Here is a 16,075-nt window from a genome sequence, read left to right on the forward strand (position 1 = left end):
TCCGTCAACGGACCGCGTCCTCTTTGGCCCGTCCCGGGAAGAGTGTCGCCCACGCGGGGCCGACGATGAACCAGATCACCACGACGGCGGGCAACTTCTGCAACCACCCGACGAGGCCGGCCGCGCGGTCCGCGTCGCCGACCATCAGAATGCCGGCGCCCAGCAGAGCCGCCGCGATGCCGCACGCGACGACCGCCTTGCCCCACTCGCGCCATTCGTGGCGGGCCCGCGCCCAGCCGCCCTTCGACGGTTTCCACGGCGGCGGTCCACCGGCGAACCGGTGGGCGAAACGCTGGTCGGCCCAGCGGATCATGGCGTGGCCGAACATGATCGAGAAACCGAGGTAGATCGCGGCGAGTCCGTGCATCGGGCCGGCCGTGCCGCCGCGGCGCAGGTCGACAGTGGTGGCGACGAGCAACACCAGATCCAGGACCGGCGAACCGAGCAGGAGTACGACGCTGAGCCGGCGCAACCGCAGCAGGTAGCGGGCGAGCAGGCCGGCGCCGAGCAGCACCCAGAAACCGACCTCGCTGGCCACGATCAGCGCCACGATCATGTCTTCTCCTCCCGGTCGCGGGGCCCGGCCGCGCGTACCAGATCAAGGTTTTCCTGGTTTGTGCGGAACGGCGTCACCGCCGCTGACGAACCCGGTCTCCTCCTCGCGGCGGAGGCGTCTCCTCTCGCAGGCGGACGCCGCCGCGCGCGGGCCGTGATTCCATCGGTGGCATGGTCCGCATCCCCCCGCGCGGGTCGCTCGCCCGCGACCTGGCGCTCGCCGCCGTCGCGCTGGTGGGCGGGACGCTGATCATCGTTTCCGGCGCCTACCTGACCTTCCAGCCGGCCCTGCTGGGTGACGGCCCGGAATGGTTGATCTACCTGCCGATGGTGGCCGCCAGCGGAGCCGTGGCGCTGCGCCGCCGGGCGCCGCTGACCGGCCTCGCGATCGGCACCGTGGCGCTGGCCGCCGACCTGACGATGGGCGGTTCGATCGGCACGTTGCTGATCTACACCCAGGTGCTCTACGACGCGTGCGTCTTCGGCCCGGCCCGGCTCTGGCGGCGGGCGCTGGAGGTCGCGATCGCGGTGGTCGCGGCGACGGCGATCATCGGCGTCGTCTCCATGGGCTCGGTGCGCGGGCTGGCGTTGGGCATCCCGGCCGTGCTGCTGCTGGTGCTGCCGATCCTGACCGGGCTCAGCGTCCGGCAATACCGCGACCAGGCGGCCCTGGAACGGTCCCGGGCCGAGCAGACCGCGCGGGTCGCCGAACTCGACCGGCGGCAGGCGGTGTCCGCCGAGCGCACCCGGATGGCACGCGAGTTGCACGACATGGTCGCCAACCACCTGAGCGTGATGGCGATCCACGCGACCGCGGCGCTGACCGTGCCGAACCTGTCGGCGGCCCAGGTCGAGGAGTCGCTGCGGGTGATCCGGGAGAACAGCGTCCAGGGCCTGGCGGAGATGCGGCAGATGATCGACGTGCTGCGCGGCCCGGAGGCGCAGCCGGGCGACGACCCGGTCGCACCGGGGCTGGGCGAGGTCGAGCGGCTGGTGACCGGGGCGCGGGCGGCCGGGCTGGCGGTGGAGCTGACCACGACGGGCTCACCGCGGGCCCTGCCGGTGGGTGTCGAGCTGGCCGGCTACCGGATCGTCCAGGAGTCGCTGACCAACGCCTTGAAACACGGCACGGGTACGGCGAGCGTCACGGTCGACTACGGCACCGACGAGGTGCGGCTGACCGTGCACAACCCGGTCGCCGACCCGGGACCGCTCGACCACCTCGGCGCCGGCGCCGGCCTGATCGGGATGCGCGAGCGGGCGGCGCTGCTGCGCGGGCGGCTCGACGCGGGCCCGGCCGCGGACGCCCGGTGGCGGGTGGTCGCGGCTCTCCCGGTCGACGCCATCTGACGTCGCGGCCGGCAGCGCCAGGGGCGGCTTATGGGCGGCTCGCCGCCGAATGGGTGACACGCGTTCGGGTGACGACGCGGGCGGCGAAGGGGACCACCGCAAGGGCCAGCAGCAGCCCGCCGAGGACGTCGCTGGGCCAGTGCGCCAGCAGCGCCACCCGGGTGTAGCCGATGAACGCGACGAAGACCGCCAACACCAAGCAGACGGCCGCCCGGGTGGCCGCGCTGGACCGGGGCCAGGCCAGCAGCACCACCGCGAGGGCGAACGCCGCCGCGTTGCTGGTGTGGCCGCTCGGGAAGCCCGAACTCGCCACCGCGACGAAGCCGTCGACCGGCCGCGGCTTGTGCAGGAGCCAGTGCAGCAGGCCCCAGGCGATCGGCACGACCGCGGTGACCAGCGCGCAGAACAGCGCCGTGCGCACCTCCCGGCGGAGGGCGAACAGCAGGGTCGCGGCGGCACCGACGGCGATGAACGGGATCGTGGCGGCGACGCTGGTCAGGGCGCGCAGCCAGTCGATCAGCACCGGGTGGGCCAGGCCGTAGGACCGCAGCGTCGCGCTGACGTCGTCGTCCCAGCGGACCAGTGGCGGCCACGCCGCGGCGACCAGGCCGAGCAGCACCCCGAAAGCGGCCAACGCGGCGACAGGCAGGGCGGCCGGCGGGCGCGCGGGAAGGCGGTGCATCCGGCCCAGCCTATGGTGTAGGGCGTGGACGACCAGCCAGCAGACAGTCTCGCGGCGACGTTGCGCCGGATCGAGCGGTCGGCGGGCGCGCTCGCGACGGCCAGCGTGGCGCGGATGGACGAGACCCTGGTCTGGTTCCGCCAGCTACCGGCCGACCAGCGGTCGTGGGTGATGCTGGTGGCCCAGGCCGGCGTGCGGTCGCTGGTCGAGTTCATGCGCGCGGGCCCGAAGAGCCGGCCCCGTGAGGTCTCCGACGAGGTGTTCGCGGCCGCGCCCCGGGCGTTGGCCCGCAGCATCAACCTCCAGCAGACGGTGGCGCTGATCCAGGTCACCATCGACGTCGTCGAGGAGCAGGCGGCCCATCTGGCCGCGCCGGGCGAGGAGCGTGACCTGCGCGAGGAGGTGCTGCGCTTCTCCCGGGAGATCGCCTTCTCGGCCGCCCGGGTCTACGCGCGGGCGGCCGAGTCGCGCGGCTCCTGGGACGCCCGGCTCCAGGCGCTGCTGGTCGACGCGCTGCTCCGCGGCGACTCCACCGACGTGCTGGCCAGCCGGGCCGCGGCGTTGGGCTGGGCCGACGCACCGCCGGTCGCGGTGGCCGTCGGGCGCTCCCCCGGCGGCGAGGTGGCGCCGGTATTGCACACGGTCTACCGGCACGCCCGGCGGATCGGCGTCGAGGTGATCAGCGGCGTGCACGGTGACCGCCTGGTCGTGGTGCTGGGCGGCGCGGCCGACCCGCTCAACGCGACCGAGAAGCTGCTCGAGGGGTTCGGCACCGGGCCGGTCGTGGTCGGGCCAGCGGTGGCCAGCCTCGACGAGGCCACCGAGTCGGCGCGGGCGGCGCTGGCCGGGTTCCGGGCCGCACCCGCGTGGCCCGACGCGCCGCGGCCGGTCGCCGCGGCGGCGCTGCTGCCGGAGCGGGCGCTGGCCGGCGACGCGGCGGCCCGCCGGGCGCTGCGCCGCGACGTCTACGGCGCGCTGGTGCGGGCCGGCGGCGAGCTGATCGAGACGCTGGACGCGTTCTTCGCGGCGGGCGGCGTGCTGGAGAGCGCGGCCCGCTCGCTCTTCGTGCACCCCAACACCGTCCGTTACCGGCTGCGGCGGATCGGCGACGTCACCGGGTTCTCGCCGCTCTCGCCGCGCGACCTGTTCGCGCTGCGGATCGCATTGACGGTGGGCCGGCTGGACCCGCGCGGCGGGGCGTCGCCGGTGGCTCCGGGAGACGCCTGAACGCTCGTTTGGTAAAAACCCCTCCATACCGCACGTGATCGCCGCCACTCGTTGTAGAAAACCTACAAAACCAATAGTGTGGTTTGGTGCCTGCCGGCAACCACATGACCCACGAGTATCCCGCAGAGTCGTAAACGTGCTCGCCGTACTCTCTCCTGGCCAGGGCTCGCAGAAGCCCGGTTTCCTCGCTCCGTGGCTCGAACTTCCCGGTGCCGAGGCCCGACTCCGCTGGTGGTCGGCACTCTCCGGAGTCGACCTCGTGCAGCTCGGCACGGAGGCCGGCGCCGACGAGATCAAGGACACGGCGCGCACCCAGCCACTCCTGGTCGCCGCCGCGCTGCTCGCCGCCGAGCGGCTGCCGATGCACGACGTCGCCCTGGTCGCCGGCCACAGCGTCGGCGAGCTCGGTGCCGCGACCCTCGCCGGGGTGCTCTCGGCCGAGGCGGCCGTGACCCTGGCCGGCGTCCGCGGCCGCGAGATGGCCGCCGCCTGCGCGCTCGAGCCGACCGGCATGTCCGCCGTGCTCGGTGGCGATCCCGACGAGGTGCTCGCCGCCATCGAGGCGCACGGGCTCTTCCCGGCCAACCGCAACGGTGCGGGTCAGGTCGTGGCGGCCGGTGCGATCGACGCGCTGGCCAAGCTCGCCGCCGAACCGCCGGCCAAGGCGCGGGTCATCGCGCTCCAGGTTGCCGGCGCGTTCCACACCCCGTTCATGGCACCCGCCGAACAGGCGCTGGCGTCCGTCGCGGCCGGCATCACCCCCGCCGACCCGACCCGGATCCTGCTGTCCAACCTTGACGGCAACGCGGTCACCCACGGCCGCGAACTGCTGACCCGCCTGGTCCGCCAGGTCACCGCGCCGGTCCGCTGGGACCTGTGCATGCGCACGCTGGCCGACCTGGGCGTCACCGCGGTGATCGAGCTGCCGCCCGCCGGCACGCTGGCCGGTCTGGTCAAGCGCGAGCTCAAGGCCAACGGCATCGAGATCGTGACCCTCAACACTCCCGACGACCTGCCCGCCGCGCGTGACCTCGTCGCCCGGCACGGCGTGGCGCCCAGCCACGAGCCGGCACCCCAGTTCCGCGTCGTCGTCGCTGGTGGGGCGGGTATGTTCGCTCCGTCGGACGGGCTCGCCGAAGGCGACGTCGTGCGGACCGGCCAGGTCATCGGGCACGTCATCACCCGGCAGGGCCCGGTCGACGTGGCCGCGCACAGCGACGGCCTGCTGACTGAATGGCTCGCCCACCACGACGACCCGGTCGCACCGGGCCAGCCGCTCGCGCGCATCGGAGGACAACCCGCATGACAGGCTCCCGCATCCTCGCTTTCGGCCACTATCAGCCGTCGCGGGTGCTCACCAACGACGACCTGGCCCAGATCGTCGACACCAACGACGAGTGGATCCGCGACCGGGTCGGCATCGCCACCCGCCGGATCGCCGACAGCGAGACGGTCGCCGACATGGCCGGCTTCGCGGCCGAGAAGGCCCTCGCCAACGCCGGCCTCACGCCCGCCGAGATCGACCTGGTCGTGGTCGCCACCTGTAGCTCCGTCGACCGCAGCCCCAACGTGGCCTGCCGGGTCGCCGCCAAGCTGGGCATCAACGCGCCGGGCGCCTACGACATCAACACCGCGTGCTCGGGCTTTTCCTACGCGCTGGGCACCGTCGACCACGCGATCCGCGCCGGAGCGGCCCGCAACGCGCTGGTCATCGGCGCCGAGAAGCTCTCCGACTTCACCGACTGGACCGACCGCTCGACCTGCATCATCTTCGGCGACGGCGCCGGTGCCGCGGTGGTCACCGCCGCGGCCGAGGGCGAGGCGCCCGGCATCGGCCCGGTGATCTGGGGCTCGGTGCCGGAGAAGTCCGACGCGGTCCGGATCGAGGGCTGGCGGCCCTACATCCAGCAGGAGGGGCAGCAGGTCTTCCGGTGGGCGACCACCGCCCTGGCCCCGCTGGCCCTGCAGGCCTGCGAGCGCGCCGGCATCGCCCCCGAGGAGATCGCCGCGTTCGTGCCGCACCAGGCCAACGGCCGCATCATCGACGGCATCGCCAAGCGGCTCGGCATGCCGCAGGCGGTCGTCGCCAAAGACATCGTCGAGTCCGGCAACACGTCGGCGGCCAGCGTGCCGCTGGCGCTGTCGAAGCTGATCGAGCGACGCGAGGTGCCGTCCGGTGCACCGGTGCTGCTGTTCGGCTTCGGCGGCGGTCTAACGTACGCCGGGCAGGTTGTTCGCTGCCCGTAGCGCGCAACAAGCATCACCACACCACACCCGAGAGGAAACAACCGCAATGACCCGTGACGAGATCACGTCCGGCCTGGCCGAGATCCTGGAAGAGGTTGCCGGCGTCAACCCCGACGACGTGGCCGAGGAGAAGTCGTTCACCGACGACCTCGACGTCGACTCGCTGTCCATGGTCGAGGTTGTCGTCGCGGCCGAGGAGAAGTTCGGCGTCAAGATCCCCGACAACGAGGTGCAGAACCTCAAGACCGTCGGCGACGCCGTCACCTACATCGAGTCGAACGCCTGACATGAGTCGCCCCGACGTCGTCGTCACCGGGCTCGGAGCGACGACCCCGCTGGGCGGGGACGTCGCGTCGACCTGGGACGCCATGCTGGCCGGCCGCTCCGGGGTGGGTCCGCTCACCCAGGAGTGGGCCGGCCAACTGCCGGTCCGGATCGCGGCGCAACTCGCCGTCGAACCCTCCGAGAAGATCGACCGGGTCAAGCTGCGCCGGCTCGACCGTTCCGAGGCGATCGCGCTGATCGCCGCCTACGAGGCGTGGGCCGACGCCGGCCTGGCCGACTCCGGGCTCGACCCGGAGCGGCTCGCGGTCAGCATCGGCTCGGGCATCGGCGGCGCCACGACGCTGCTCGCCCAGGACGACATCCTGGAAGCCTCCGGCCCGCGGCGGGTCTCCCCGCACACCGTGCCGATGCTGATGCCCAACGGCCCGGCCGCCTGGGTCGGCCTCGAGCTCGGCGCGCAGGCCGGCGTCCACTCGGTCGCCAGCGCCTGTGCGACCGGCGCCGAGGCGATCGCGCTCGGCCTCGACATGATCCGCGCCGGCCGGGCCGACGTGGTCGTGGCCGGCGGCACCGAAGCGGTCATCCACCCGCTGCCGATCGCCGGCTTCGCGTCGATGCGGGCCATGTCGACCCGCAACGACGACCCCGAGAAGGCGTCCCGGCCGTGGGACAAGGGCCGCGACGGCTTCGTGCTCGGTGAGGGCGCCGGTGTGCTGGTGCTCGAGCGCGCCGACCACGCCGCCGCGCGGGGTGCCCGGGTCTACGCCCGGGTCGCCGGTGCCGGCCTGACCTCCGACGGCTACGACATCGTGCAGCCGCACCCGGAGGGGCGCGGTGCGATCCGCGCGATCGCCAAGGCGATCGCCGACGCCGACGTCGCCAAGTCCGACATCGTGCACGTCAACGCCCACGCGACCTCGACGCCGGTCGGCGACCTGGCCGAGATCGTCGCGTTGCACGCCGCGCTCGGTGGGCACCCCGTGGTGACCGCCACGAAGTCGATGACCGGGCACCTGCTCGGTGCGGCCGGCGCGCTGGAGTCGATCGCGGCGATCCTGGCGATCCGCGACAGCGTGGTGCCGCCAACGATCAACCTCGACGACCCCGACGAGAAGCTCGATCTCGACGTGGCCGCCAACAAGACGCGGCCGCTCGACATCCCGGCCGCGCTCAACAACTCGTTCGGCTTCGGCGGGCACAACGTGGCACTCGTGTTCACCCGGGCCTGACAGTTACCCGGTCCTGACGGAAGAAGCACTATGACCAGCACCATCGCGCCGGACGAACAGGCGGCCGTGGACCATCGAGATCCTGAGGTGCGCCTGCGCGCCCTCTTCGACGACGGCTCGCTGCGCCTGCTCGCTCCGCGCGATGGCTCTGGTGTGCTCTGTGCCCGCGGTGAGATCGAGGGCACGCCCGCGGTCGCCTACGCGACCGACGCCACCCGGATGGGTGGTGCGATGGGCACCGAGGGCTGCCAGCACATCGTCAACGCGATCGACATCGCCGTCCGCGACCGCGTACCCGTGCTGGGTCTGTGGCATTCCGGTGGTGCACGGCTGGCCGAGGGCGTGGTCGCGCTCGACGCGGTCGGCCTGGTCTTCGCGGCCATGGTGCGGGCGTCGGGGCGGGTGCCGCAGATCTCGGTGGTGCTCGGCCCCGCGGCCGGCGGTGCCGCCTACGGGCCGGCGCTGACCGACATCGTGGTGATGAGCGGCGCCGGCCGGATCTTCGTGACCGGCCCCGAGGTGGTCCGCAGCGTCACCGGCGAGCAGGTCGACATGGAGCGGCTCGGCGGCCCCGAGCCGCACGGCCGGCGCTCCGGCGTGGTGCACGTGACCACCCCTGACGACGCGTCGGCGCTGGTCGAGTCGCGCCGGCTGGCGGCCATGCTGGGCCACCAGGGTCGGCTCTCGCCGGCCGACATCCGCACCGACGACACGGAACACGACCTCACCGGCACGATGCCGGAGGCGGCCAACCGGGCCTACGACGTGAAGCCGGTGGTCGAGGCGCTGCTCGACGAGCCCGGCGTGGAGTTGCACGCCAAGTGGGCGCGTAACATCGTCACCACGCTCGGCCGGTTCGGCGGCCGCACGGTCGGCGTGATCGCCAACAACCCGCTGCGCCTCGGCGGCTGCCTCGACGCGGCCAGCGCCGAGAAGGCGGCCCGGTTCGTGCGGATGTGCGACGCGCTCGGCGTGCCGCTGATCGTGCTCGTCGACGTGCCCGGCTACCTGCCCGGCCTCGGCCAGGAGTGGGACGGCGTGGTGCGCCGCGGTGCCAAGCTGCTGCACGCGTTCGCCGAAGCGGTGGTGCCCCGGGTGACGCTGGTGACCCGCAAGGCCTACGGCGGTGCCTACATCGCGATGAACTCCCGGTCGCTCGGCGCCACCGCGGTGTTCGCCTGGCCGGCCGCGGAGATCGCCGTGATGGGTGCCTCGGCCGCGGTCAACGTGCTGCACCGCAAGAAGCTCGCCGCCGCGCCGCACGAGGAGCGCGAAGAACTGCGCGCCCGGCTCATCGAGGAGCAGGTGAAGACGGCCGGCGGCGTGCAGCGGGCACTGGAGATCGGCGTCGTCGACGACGTGATCCAGCCCGGCGAGACCCGCCGGCGGATCGCGGAGGCGCTGGCCGCCGCGCCGGCCGCACGCGGTGCGCACGGCAACATCCCGCTCTAGCTAGCGCCGGTTGCGCGGGTGGTTCCTGGCCGTGCGCTCGTTGCCGTGCCGGTAGTTGCCGGTCCAGCGGGCCATCACGCCCTGCGGGTCGTCGTCGACCTCGGCCAGGAACTCCTGGGCCCGCGGGCCCCGCAACGTCGTCGCCGGGCGGCCGTGGTGGGTGATCACGACAGACCCGTCGGAGCGTTCCTCATAGGCGAATCCATGGGGGGCGGGCATGCCGGGCAGCCTACCGGCGACCTGTCGATAGGGTGGTGCCCGTGGAAGCGACCGAGATCCGCAAACTCGCCGCGCTGGAAGACCGCCACTGGTGGTACTACGAGCGCCGCGTGCTCCTGGCCCGAGCGCTGCGCAAGCTCGGCACCCCCGGTGCGGCGCTCGACATCGGCGCCGCGGGCGGCGGCAACACGCGGGTGCTGCGGGCTCACGGCTGGCAGCCGGTCGCGCTCGAATACGGCGAAGAGGGTGCCTCGGTGGCCCGCGAGCGCGGCCTGTCGGTGATCCGCGCCGACGCCCGGCACCTGCCCGTGCCGGCCGCGCGGCTCGACCTGGTCACCGCGTTCGACGTGCTCGAGCACATCGACGAGGACCACGAGGCCGCGGCGGAGATCCGGCGGGTCCTGCGGCCGGGTGGCACGGTGCTGATCGCCGTACCCGCTGACATGAAGTTGTGGTCGGCGCACGACGAAGCGGTCGGGCACGTGCGGCGTTACGACCGGGCGGGTCTGCTCGACCTGGTCGAGAAGGCCGGCCTCGTGGTCGACGAGCTGTGGAGCTGGAACGTGCTGCTCCGCCCGGTCGCCGCGTGGCGCCGCCGCAAATCCACCGGCAGCGACCTCGACGACCTCGCCACCCCCGTCAACCTCGGCCTGCGCGCGGTGATCGCCGCCGAACGCTATCTTCCGGTGAAATCATTGCCCGGCGTCTCGCTGATGATGCGGGCCCACCGTCCGGCTTAGGAGTCCAGTTCCCGTGTTGGCACCCCTGAAGAACATGCTCAGCAACGTCACGATGTATGTGGCGCTGCAGAAGGCGCTCGGCTCCGACCGGCTGCGCTACCGCTGCCTGGCCGAACTCGACCTGCACGACGGTGACACGGTGATCGACGTGGGCTGCGGGCCGGCCTACTACTTCGACCGGCTGCCGAAGGTGACCTACTTCGGCTTCGACACGTCGGAGCGTTACATCGCACACGCGTCGGCGCGGTTCGGCTCGGAGCGGGCGACGTTCTCCACCGAGATCTTCGGCGAGCAGCACCTGGGCGTGCTCCCACCGGCCAACGCGGTGCTGCTGCTCGGCCTGCTGCACCACCTCTCCGACGAAGACTCCCGGTCGCTGCTGCGGGTCGCGTCGCGGGCGCTGGCGCCCGGCGGCAAGGTGATCGCCGTCGACACCTGCTACGCGCCGGGCCAGGGCCGCGTGTCCAAGTGGATGAGCGACAACGACCGGGGCGAGCACGTCCGCGAGCCGGCCGCGTTCGAGGCGCTGGCGCGCGAGTCGTTCGCCGACGTGTCCGGCGAGGTGGTCGACGACGCCACCCGGGTGCCCTCCAGCTTCTGGCTGATGCGGATGGCCAGCCCGCTCGCGGTCGCCGCGTCGCCGTCGGAGACCGCCGGCTGAACCCATGCGCCGAGTCCACCTGGAAGCCGCGGAAGATCATGTCCAGCGGCTGGCGCGTGAGAGCGACCCGCTGGGTGCGGTCAAAGAGCTGATCTGGAACGCGCTCGACGCCGACGCGACCCGGGTCGACGTGGTGTTGCACCGCTCGCCGCTCGGTGCCGTCGAACGGGTGACCGTGCACGACGACGGCACCGGGATGGCGCCCGAGGCGCTGGCCGCCGCGTTCGACCGGATCGGCGGGTCGTGGAAGAAGTGGACCTCGGGCACCCTGCTCAAGCAGCGCACGCTGCACGGGAGCAACGGACAGGGCCGGTTGCGGGCGTACGCGCTCGGCGACCACATCCGGTGGACGACAGTGGCCGACGGCGGTGGCGGCCGGTCCCGCACCGAGGTGTCGGCGCACGCCGCCACCCGCAACGACTTCCTGATCGGTGACAGCCGGCCGACCACCGACCCGACCGGCACCCTCGTCGAGGCCTGGGGCAAGCAGTCGCCGCGGCTCGACCGGCTGCCGTTGCGGGCCAACCACCGGCGGCTGACCACCGAGCTGGCGCCCTACCTGACCGCCTACCCGGAGGTCACCGTCGTCTACGACGGCACACCCGTCGACCCGGGCACCTCGATCCGGCGGACGGCGGTCTACCCGCTGGCTTTCGGCGCCGAGACCGCCCAGCTCAAGGTCATCGAGTGGTCGGCTGCGGTCGACCGCGAGCTGCACCTGTGCGACCAGCACGGCATCCCGGTCGGCTCGGTCGACGCCGGCATCCGGGCGCCGGGGTTCGACTTCACGGCCTACGTGCTGTGGCACGCGATGGCCGACAACGTGGGCGACGTGCACCTCGGCGACGCGCACGACAGCCAGGTCACCGCCCTGGTCGCCGTCGCCCGCGAGCAGCTCCGGGCCCACTTCCGGAGCCGGGCCGACGACCGGCGGCGGGAGCTGGTCGAGGGCTGGCGGGCGGAGGGCAGCTACCCCTACGACGGCGCACCGGCCGGCGAGCCCGCGCGGGTCGAGCGGGAGACGTTCGACCTGGTGGCCACCACCGTCCACCGGCATCTCCCGGGCCGCGGCAACCAGCGGCGCGGCACGCTGCGGCTGCTGTGCGAGGTGCTGCGGTCACAGCCCGACCGGGTCGCCGACCTGCTCGACGACATCTTCAAGCTGTCCGACGACGAGCGCGGCCAGCTCGACCAGGCACTGCGCCGGACCGCCGCGCCGCGGGTGATCCGGGCCGCGACGACGGTCGCCGACCGGCTGGGCGTCATCGCGGCGCTGCGCCGGCTGGCGCTCGACGAGCGCGCCGAGGATCCGGCCGCGCTCCGCGCCCTGCTGGCCGACGAGTCGTGGGTGTTCGGCGAGCGGCACGGCCTGCTGGCCGGCGACCGCACCCTCGACGGGCTGCTGGTGCGGCACGCCGAGGTCGAGGTGCTGCTGGCGCTGGCCCGCCGCGAGCACGAAGGCCGCCAGAACCTGGTCGTGGTCGCCGCGCCGACGGTCGGGTTGAAGGAGCTGGCCCGGGTGACCGCGTATGCCGACGCCATCGCCGGCGACGGCGGGTTGCGGGGCCGGCGGGTCGACTGGGACGTGTGGCTGGTGGGCTCCGAGGTCGACAGCGAAGCCCGGCTGGAGGCCCGCCATCCGGACCGCCCGCCGGGATGCGTGCAGGACCGGGTCGAGGGCGGCAACCGGGTGCGGGTCTGGGCCCGGAGCTGGTCCGAGGTGGTCCACGAGTGCGCCGACCGGGTGCGCTTCTACCAGGACAGCATGGCCGACCCGAGCTAGCCTGGCCGCTCGCGGTCGATGCGCAGCTCACGCTCCAGTTCGGACAGAGCGAGGCGTAGGTCGTCGATCCGTTGCGCGATGGCGATCCGGTCGACCTCGTCGGGCTCCCCGTCGCCGTCGCTGTCGTAGCCCGGCGCCAGCCCCTCGGTCATCTCCAGCCGACGGGCCTCCTCCATCGAGTTGACGATGACCGCGATCAGGATGTTGAGCAGCAGGTTCGCCGTGATCAACACGTAGCTGACGTAGTAGACCAGCGTCCACGGCGAGACGGTCAGGCCCTGCTCGATCAGGCCCGGCAGGGTCTCCTGGGAGAGCAGCACGAAGAGGGTCAGCACGGCCTGGCCGAGCGAGCCGTACTGGTCGGGGAAGCGTTCGCCGAAGATCAGCCAGCCGGCCATGCCGTAGACGTAGAGGGTCACCAGGGCCAGCGCGAGGAAGCCGCCGACGCCGGGGAGGCTGCGCAGCAGCGCGGTGACGATCGTGCGAAGACCAGGAGAGAACCGGACCAGCCGGAGTACGCGCGCGATCCGCACGATCCGCAGGGCGGTCGAGTCGCCGTGCAGGCCGGGGATGAAGGCGGCCGCGATGACCGCGAAGTCGAAGATGTTCCACCCGTGCCGGAAGAAGTCCTGCGGCCGGCGGCCGTGCGTGCCGATCCGCACCGCGATCTCGACGACGAAGACGGCCCGGAACATCCATTCCAGCACGTGCAGCAGCGGCCTGGCCCCGCCCAGGTGCGGGTAGGTCTCGACGCCGAGCACCACCGCGTTGGCCCCGATCGCGACCACGATGACCACGTCGAACGCCCGCGAGTCGACGATCCGCGCGCACCGGGCGGCGAACGGCGAGAGCCGCGCGGGACTCGCACGCTGTGCGGGCACAGCAGGCTTGATCATCAATGGATCCTAGACGTGGGGCAGCGCGCGGACCATCGACCGCCTACGGTGCGTTCGTGCGTATGAACCGCAAGATCGCCACCCTCCTCGCCCTCCTGGTCGGTGTGGTCGGCACCGTCGCCGTCGCGTCACCCGCGGCCGCCGCGATACCGACCGTCACCGGCACCGCCGTCTGCGACGCCGTCGCGAGCAACTGGACCGTGACCTGGAACGTTCTCAACCAGGACGAGACCCCGACCCCCATCGACCAGGTCGTCCTCACCCCCGGGGCGCCGGTCAGCACGTTGACCGGCATCGCCTCCGGTGACCTCATTCCGCCGAAGTCGGCGGGCCCGCTGATCGCGACGTCCATCGTGCACAGCTACGCCGCGAGCAAGGTCGTCCTCCTCCTCAAGTTCCGCAGCGGCGGATTCGCGACCAGCGTCGCCGGCACGGTGAACCTGCCGAGCGTCTGCGGCAACCCCATCCGGCCGACGGTCACGCTCCAGTCCCGCTGCGACGACCTGCTCGCCACGGTGGCGCTGCCCGCCGGCGGCTACCCGGTCAACGTCGAGGTGTCCGGCAGCGGCCTGTTCTCCAGCACCCTGCAACTGCAGCCCGGTGCGCCGGCCCAGTCCGTCGCGGTGCCGTGGCAGGAGGCCAATCCCGTCACGGTCAACATCCGCGCCGTCACACAACTCGCGACGGCCAACTGGACCAACCCGGCGACCTGCCTGCCGCCGTCGGTCGGCTCCTACCAACTGTTCGCGCCGGCCAACTACCGCTATGTCCGGGCGACCACCGAGCACACGCTGACCGCGGCGGCGATGGGCGGGCACGAGGCCGACACGACCTTCGAGTTCTACGACGCCGGCGCGGGCGACGTCGCCATCCGCGCGACCGACCGCAACCGCTTCCTGACCGTCTCCGCCGAAACCGGTGCGGTCGAGCCCAACAGCCTGCGGATCCTTGGCGACAACGAGAAGTTCCGGATCACCACCAACGCCGACGGCACGGTGAGCCTGCGGGCCAAGGCCAATGCGAAATACCTCACCGCCGACCCCACCGGCGCGCCGCTGGTCGCCAGCAAGGATGCCATCGGGGTGACCGAGAAGTTCACGCGCTACGCGCCGCTGACCGGGCCGGGCCCGCTGCTCTCGCTGATCAACGGCCGCTACGTGACGGCCGACTCGGCCGGCACCAAGCCGCTGATCGCCAACCGCGAGGTCGTCGGCCACTGGGAGCAGTTCCAGATCGAAGACCTGGGCGCCGGTCTGGTGGCGCTCAAGGCCCTGGTCAACGGCAAATACGTGTGTGCCGACGGCGCCGGCACCAAACCGCTGATCGCCAACCGGGCCACCGTCGGTCCCTGGGAGACCTTCCGGCTCGTCACCAACGCCGACCTGTCGATCAGTTTCCAGGCGACCATCAACAACAAGTACGTGACGGCCGAGTCGGCCGGCACGAAACCGCTCATCGCCAACCGGGCGACGATCGGCCCCTGGGAGAAGTTCCACGAGCCGTTCTGAGCCGGCTCAGGACACGATGGACGCGCGCCGGGCGAGGACCGCATCCGCGATCGCCCGGGGCGCGGTATCTGGGTTGCCGGAGCGGTAGGGCGGCCGCGGGTCATATTCGTGCGCGAGCTGGATCGCCTGGGCCACCGCGTCACCGGCGATCCGGCCCGCGAGCGCGAACGCCATGTCGAGCCCGGCCGACACCCCGGCCGCGGTGACGTATTTGCCGTTGAAGACGACCCGGTCGGCGATCGGGATGGCGCCGTGGTCGGCCAGCGCGTCGCGCACCAGCCAGTGACTGGTCGCCGGGCGGCCCGTCAGCAGGCCGGCGGCGGCGAGCAACAACGAGCCGGAGCAGACCGAAGCCGTCCAGGTGCTGTGCGCGTCGACCGCCTGGATCCAGCGCCGCACCGGGCCGTCGGCCATGTGTGCGTTCTGGCCCGGGCCGCCGGGCACCACGACCACGTCGGGGCGGGTGACGTCGGCGAGGGCGGCGCCGGCGACCAGGTGCAGGCTGCCGACCTCGTTGACCACCGGCCCGGGCTGCTCGGCGACGAACACCACCTCGGCGCCGGGCAGGTGGCTGAGCACGTCGTAGGGGCCGACGACGTCGAGCGCGGTGAACCGGTCGTACAACAGGATGGCGATCTGCACCGGGTTTCTCCTTCAGGTCAGATGGGCGTCGAGCGTGGCGCGCAGCAGTGGCTCCGGGTCGTCGGCGCCGGTGGCGAGTTGCAGGCTCCCCCAGGCCCAGAGCTGCGCGATCCCGTGCAGGTTGGCCCACAATGCGCCGGCCACCACCCGGGCCGGTGCCGCCGACCTCGGGCCGGCCTGCCGCACCAGGTCGGCGAGGCGGGCGAACAGGGGCAGGCTGGTGTCGCGCAGGCCGAGGTGGCCGCTGGCCAGCAGGTCGTGCCGGAACATCAGCTCGAACATGCCGGGATTGGCCCGGGCGAAGGCCAGGTAGGCCCGGCCGAGGGCGATCAACTGGTCCCGTGGCGGCCCGTCAGGCGCGCCCTCGACCTGCGCGGTCAGGTCGGCGAAGCCCTCCCGGGCGATCGCCGAGAGCAGTTCCAGGTGGGTGGGGAAATAGCGGCGGGGGGCGCCGTGTGACACGCCGGCCTGGCGGGCGATCTCGCGCAACGTCAGCGCCGCAAGCCCTTCGCGGGCGAGCAGCTCGACGCCGACCCGGACGAGCTTGTCGCGCAAACCGTCATCGCTCATAGACAGTGTCTACCAGAGCGCCGTAGACA

The 16,075-nt window shown here is 72.7% G+C and carries 17 protein-coding genes; 11 read left to right on the forward strand and 6 right to left on the reverse strand.

The annotated features are described in order from the left end of the window. Positions 1-4 precede the first annotated feature (4 nt). Positions 5-556 carry a hypothetical protein gene (locus tag DFJ67_RS41905; protein ID WP_116075297.1) on the reverse strand — a complete coding sequence of 184 codons (552 nt, stop codon included), beginning with the start codon at positions 554-556 and terminating at the stop codon, positions 5-7. A gap of 170 nt (positions 557-726) precedes the next feature. On the opposite strand from DFJ67_RS41905, the gene DFJ67_RS41910 reads away from it, so the two are divergent. Continuing rightward, positions 727-1,905: a sensor histidine kinase gene (locus DFJ67_RS41910; RefSeq protein ID WP_116075299.1), complete on the forward strand. Its 1,179-nt coding sequence runs from the start codon at positions 727-729 to the stop codon at positions 1,903-1,905. Positions 1,906-1,933: 28 nt separating this feature from the next. On the opposite strand, the gene DFJ67_RS41915 is transcribed toward DFJ67_RS41910, so the two are convergent. Continuing rightward, entirely contained in the window at positions 1,934-2,587 is a 654-nt protein-coding gene (locus DFJ67_RS41915; protein ID WP_116075301.1) for a phosphatase PAP2 family protein, read from the reverse strand. A gap of 24 nt (positions 2,588-2,611) precedes the next feature. On the opposite strand from DFJ67_RS41915, the gene DFJ67_RS41920 reads away from it, so the two are divergent. The 6 genes from DFJ67_RS41920 (at position 2,612) to DFJ67_RS41945 (ending at position 9,027) form a co-directional block, all read left to right on the forward strand. Further along, positions 2,612-3,814, forward strand: a complete 1,203-nt coding sequence (locus DFJ67_RS41920) for a PucR family transcriptional regulator (RefSeq protein ID WP_116075303.1) — start codon at positions 2,612-2,614, stop codon at positions 3,812-3,814. Between the two features lie 136 nt (positions 3,815-3,950). Beyond that, complete coding sequence (locus DFJ67_RS41925; RefSeq protein WP_116075304.1) at positions 3,951-5,120, forward strand: acyltransferase domain-containing protein; 1,170 nt, start codon at positions 3,951-3,953, stop codon at positions 5,118-5,120. Beyond that, entirely contained in the window at positions 5,117-6,061 is a 945-nt protein-coding gene (locus DFJ67_RS41930) for a beta-ketoacyl-ACP synthase III (RefSeq protein WP_116075307.1), read from the forward strand. The genes DFJ67_RS41925 and DFJ67_RS41930 overlap by 4 nt, the downstream gene beginning before the upstream one ends. A 46-nt stretch (positions 6,062-6,107) precedes the next feature. Continuing rightward, complete coding sequence (locus tag DFJ67_RS41935; protein ID WP_116075309.1) at positions 6,108-6,347, forward strand: acyl carrier protein; 240 nt, start codon at positions 6,108-6,110, stop codon at positions 6,345-6,347. 1 nt (position 6,348) lies between these two features. After that, the gene (fabF, locus tag DFJ67_RS41940) at positions 6,349-7,575 is read left to right on the forward strand and encodes a beta-ketoacyl-ACP synthase II (protein ID WP_116075311.1); all 1,227 of its coding nucleotides are present in this window, start codon (positions 6,349-6,351) and stop codon (positions 7,573-7,575) included. Between the two features lie 30 nt (positions 7,576-7,605). Then, positions 7,606-9,027: an acyl-CoA carboxylase subunit beta gene (locus DFJ67_RS41945; protein WP_116075313.1), complete on the forward strand. Its 1,422-nt coding sequence runs from the start codon at positions 7,606-7,608 to the stop codon at positions 9,025-9,027. Here DFJ67_RS41945 and DFJ67_RS41950 read toward each other — a convergent pair whose 3' ends face one another. Next, positions 9,028-9,246, reverse strand: coding sequence for a hypothetical protein (locus DFJ67_RS41950; RefSeq protein ID WP_116075315.1), 219 nt, complete (start codon positions 9,244-9,246; stop codon positions 9,028-9,030). Positions 9,247-9,287: 41 nt separating this feature from the next. Between DFJ67_RS41950 and DFJ67_RS41955 the strand changes: the two genes are divergently transcribed. The 3 genes from DFJ67_RS41955 to DFJ67_RS41965 are packed head-to-tail and all read left to right on the forward strand — an operon-like array spanning position 9,288 to position 12,430. Next, positions 9,288-9,986 (forward strand): class I SAM-dependent methyltransferase, encoded by a 699-nt coding sequence (locus DFJ67_RS41955; protein ID WP_116075317.1) that lies wholly within the window; start codon positions 9,288-9,290, stop codon positions 9,984-9,986. A 13-nt stretch (positions 9,987-9,999) separates the two neighbouring features. Then, positions 10,000-10,647, forward strand: a complete 648-nt coding sequence (locus DFJ67_RS41960) for a class I SAM-dependent methyltransferase (protein WP_147315803.1) — start codon at positions 10,000-10,002, stop codon at positions 10,645-10,647. Between the two features lie 4 nt (positions 10,648-10,651). Beyond that, complete coding sequence (locus DFJ67_RS41965) at positions 10,652-12,430, forward strand: ATP-binding protein (RefSeq protein ID WP_116075321.1); 1,779 nt, start codon at positions 10,652-10,654, stop codon at positions 12,428-12,430. Here the strand turns inward: DFJ67_RS41965 and DFJ67_RS41970 are convergent. Further along, on the reverse strand, positions 12,427-13,326 hold the full coding sequence (locus tag DFJ67_RS41970) for an ion transporter (RefSeq protein WP_116075323.1): 900 nt from the start codon (positions 13,324-13,326) through the stop codon (positions 12,427-12,429). The genes DFJ67_RS41965 and DFJ67_RS41970 overlap by 4 nt on opposite strands. Before the next feature lie 62 nt (positions 13,327-13,388). Here DFJ67_RS41970 and DFJ67_RS41975 point away from each other — a divergent pair, with 62 nt between their 5' ends. Beyond that, positions 13,389-14,834: a fascin domain-containing protein gene (locus tag DFJ67_RS41975; RefSeq protein ID WP_116075325.1), complete on the forward strand. Its 1,446-nt coding sequence runs from the start codon at positions 13,389-13,391 to the stop codon at positions 14,832-14,834. A gap of 6 nt (positions 14,835-14,840) precedes the next feature. Here DFJ67_RS41975 and DFJ67_RS41980 read toward each other — a convergent pair whose 3' ends face one another. Both DFJ67_RS41980 and DFJ67_RS41985 read right to left on the reverse strand, forming a co-directional pair. Next, entirely contained in the window at positions 14,841-15,476 is a 636-nt protein-coding gene (locus tag DFJ67_RS41980) for a DJ-1/PfpI family protein (RefSeq protein ID WP_116075327.1), read from the reverse strand. Between the two features lie 12 nt (positions 15,477-15,488). Beyond that, positions 15,489-16,046, reverse strand: a complete 558-nt coding sequence (locus DFJ67_RS41985) for a TetR/AcrR family transcriptional regulator (protein ID WP_116075328.1) — start codon at positions 16,044-16,046, stop codon at positions 15,489-15,491. Positions 16,047-16,075: the final 29 nt, after the last annotated feature.

It is taken from the genome of Asanoa ferruginea (genome assembly GCF_003387075.1).
Classification (GTDB): Bacteria; Actinomycetota; Actinomycetes; order Mycobacteriales; family Micromonosporaceae; genus Asanoa; species Asanoa ferruginea.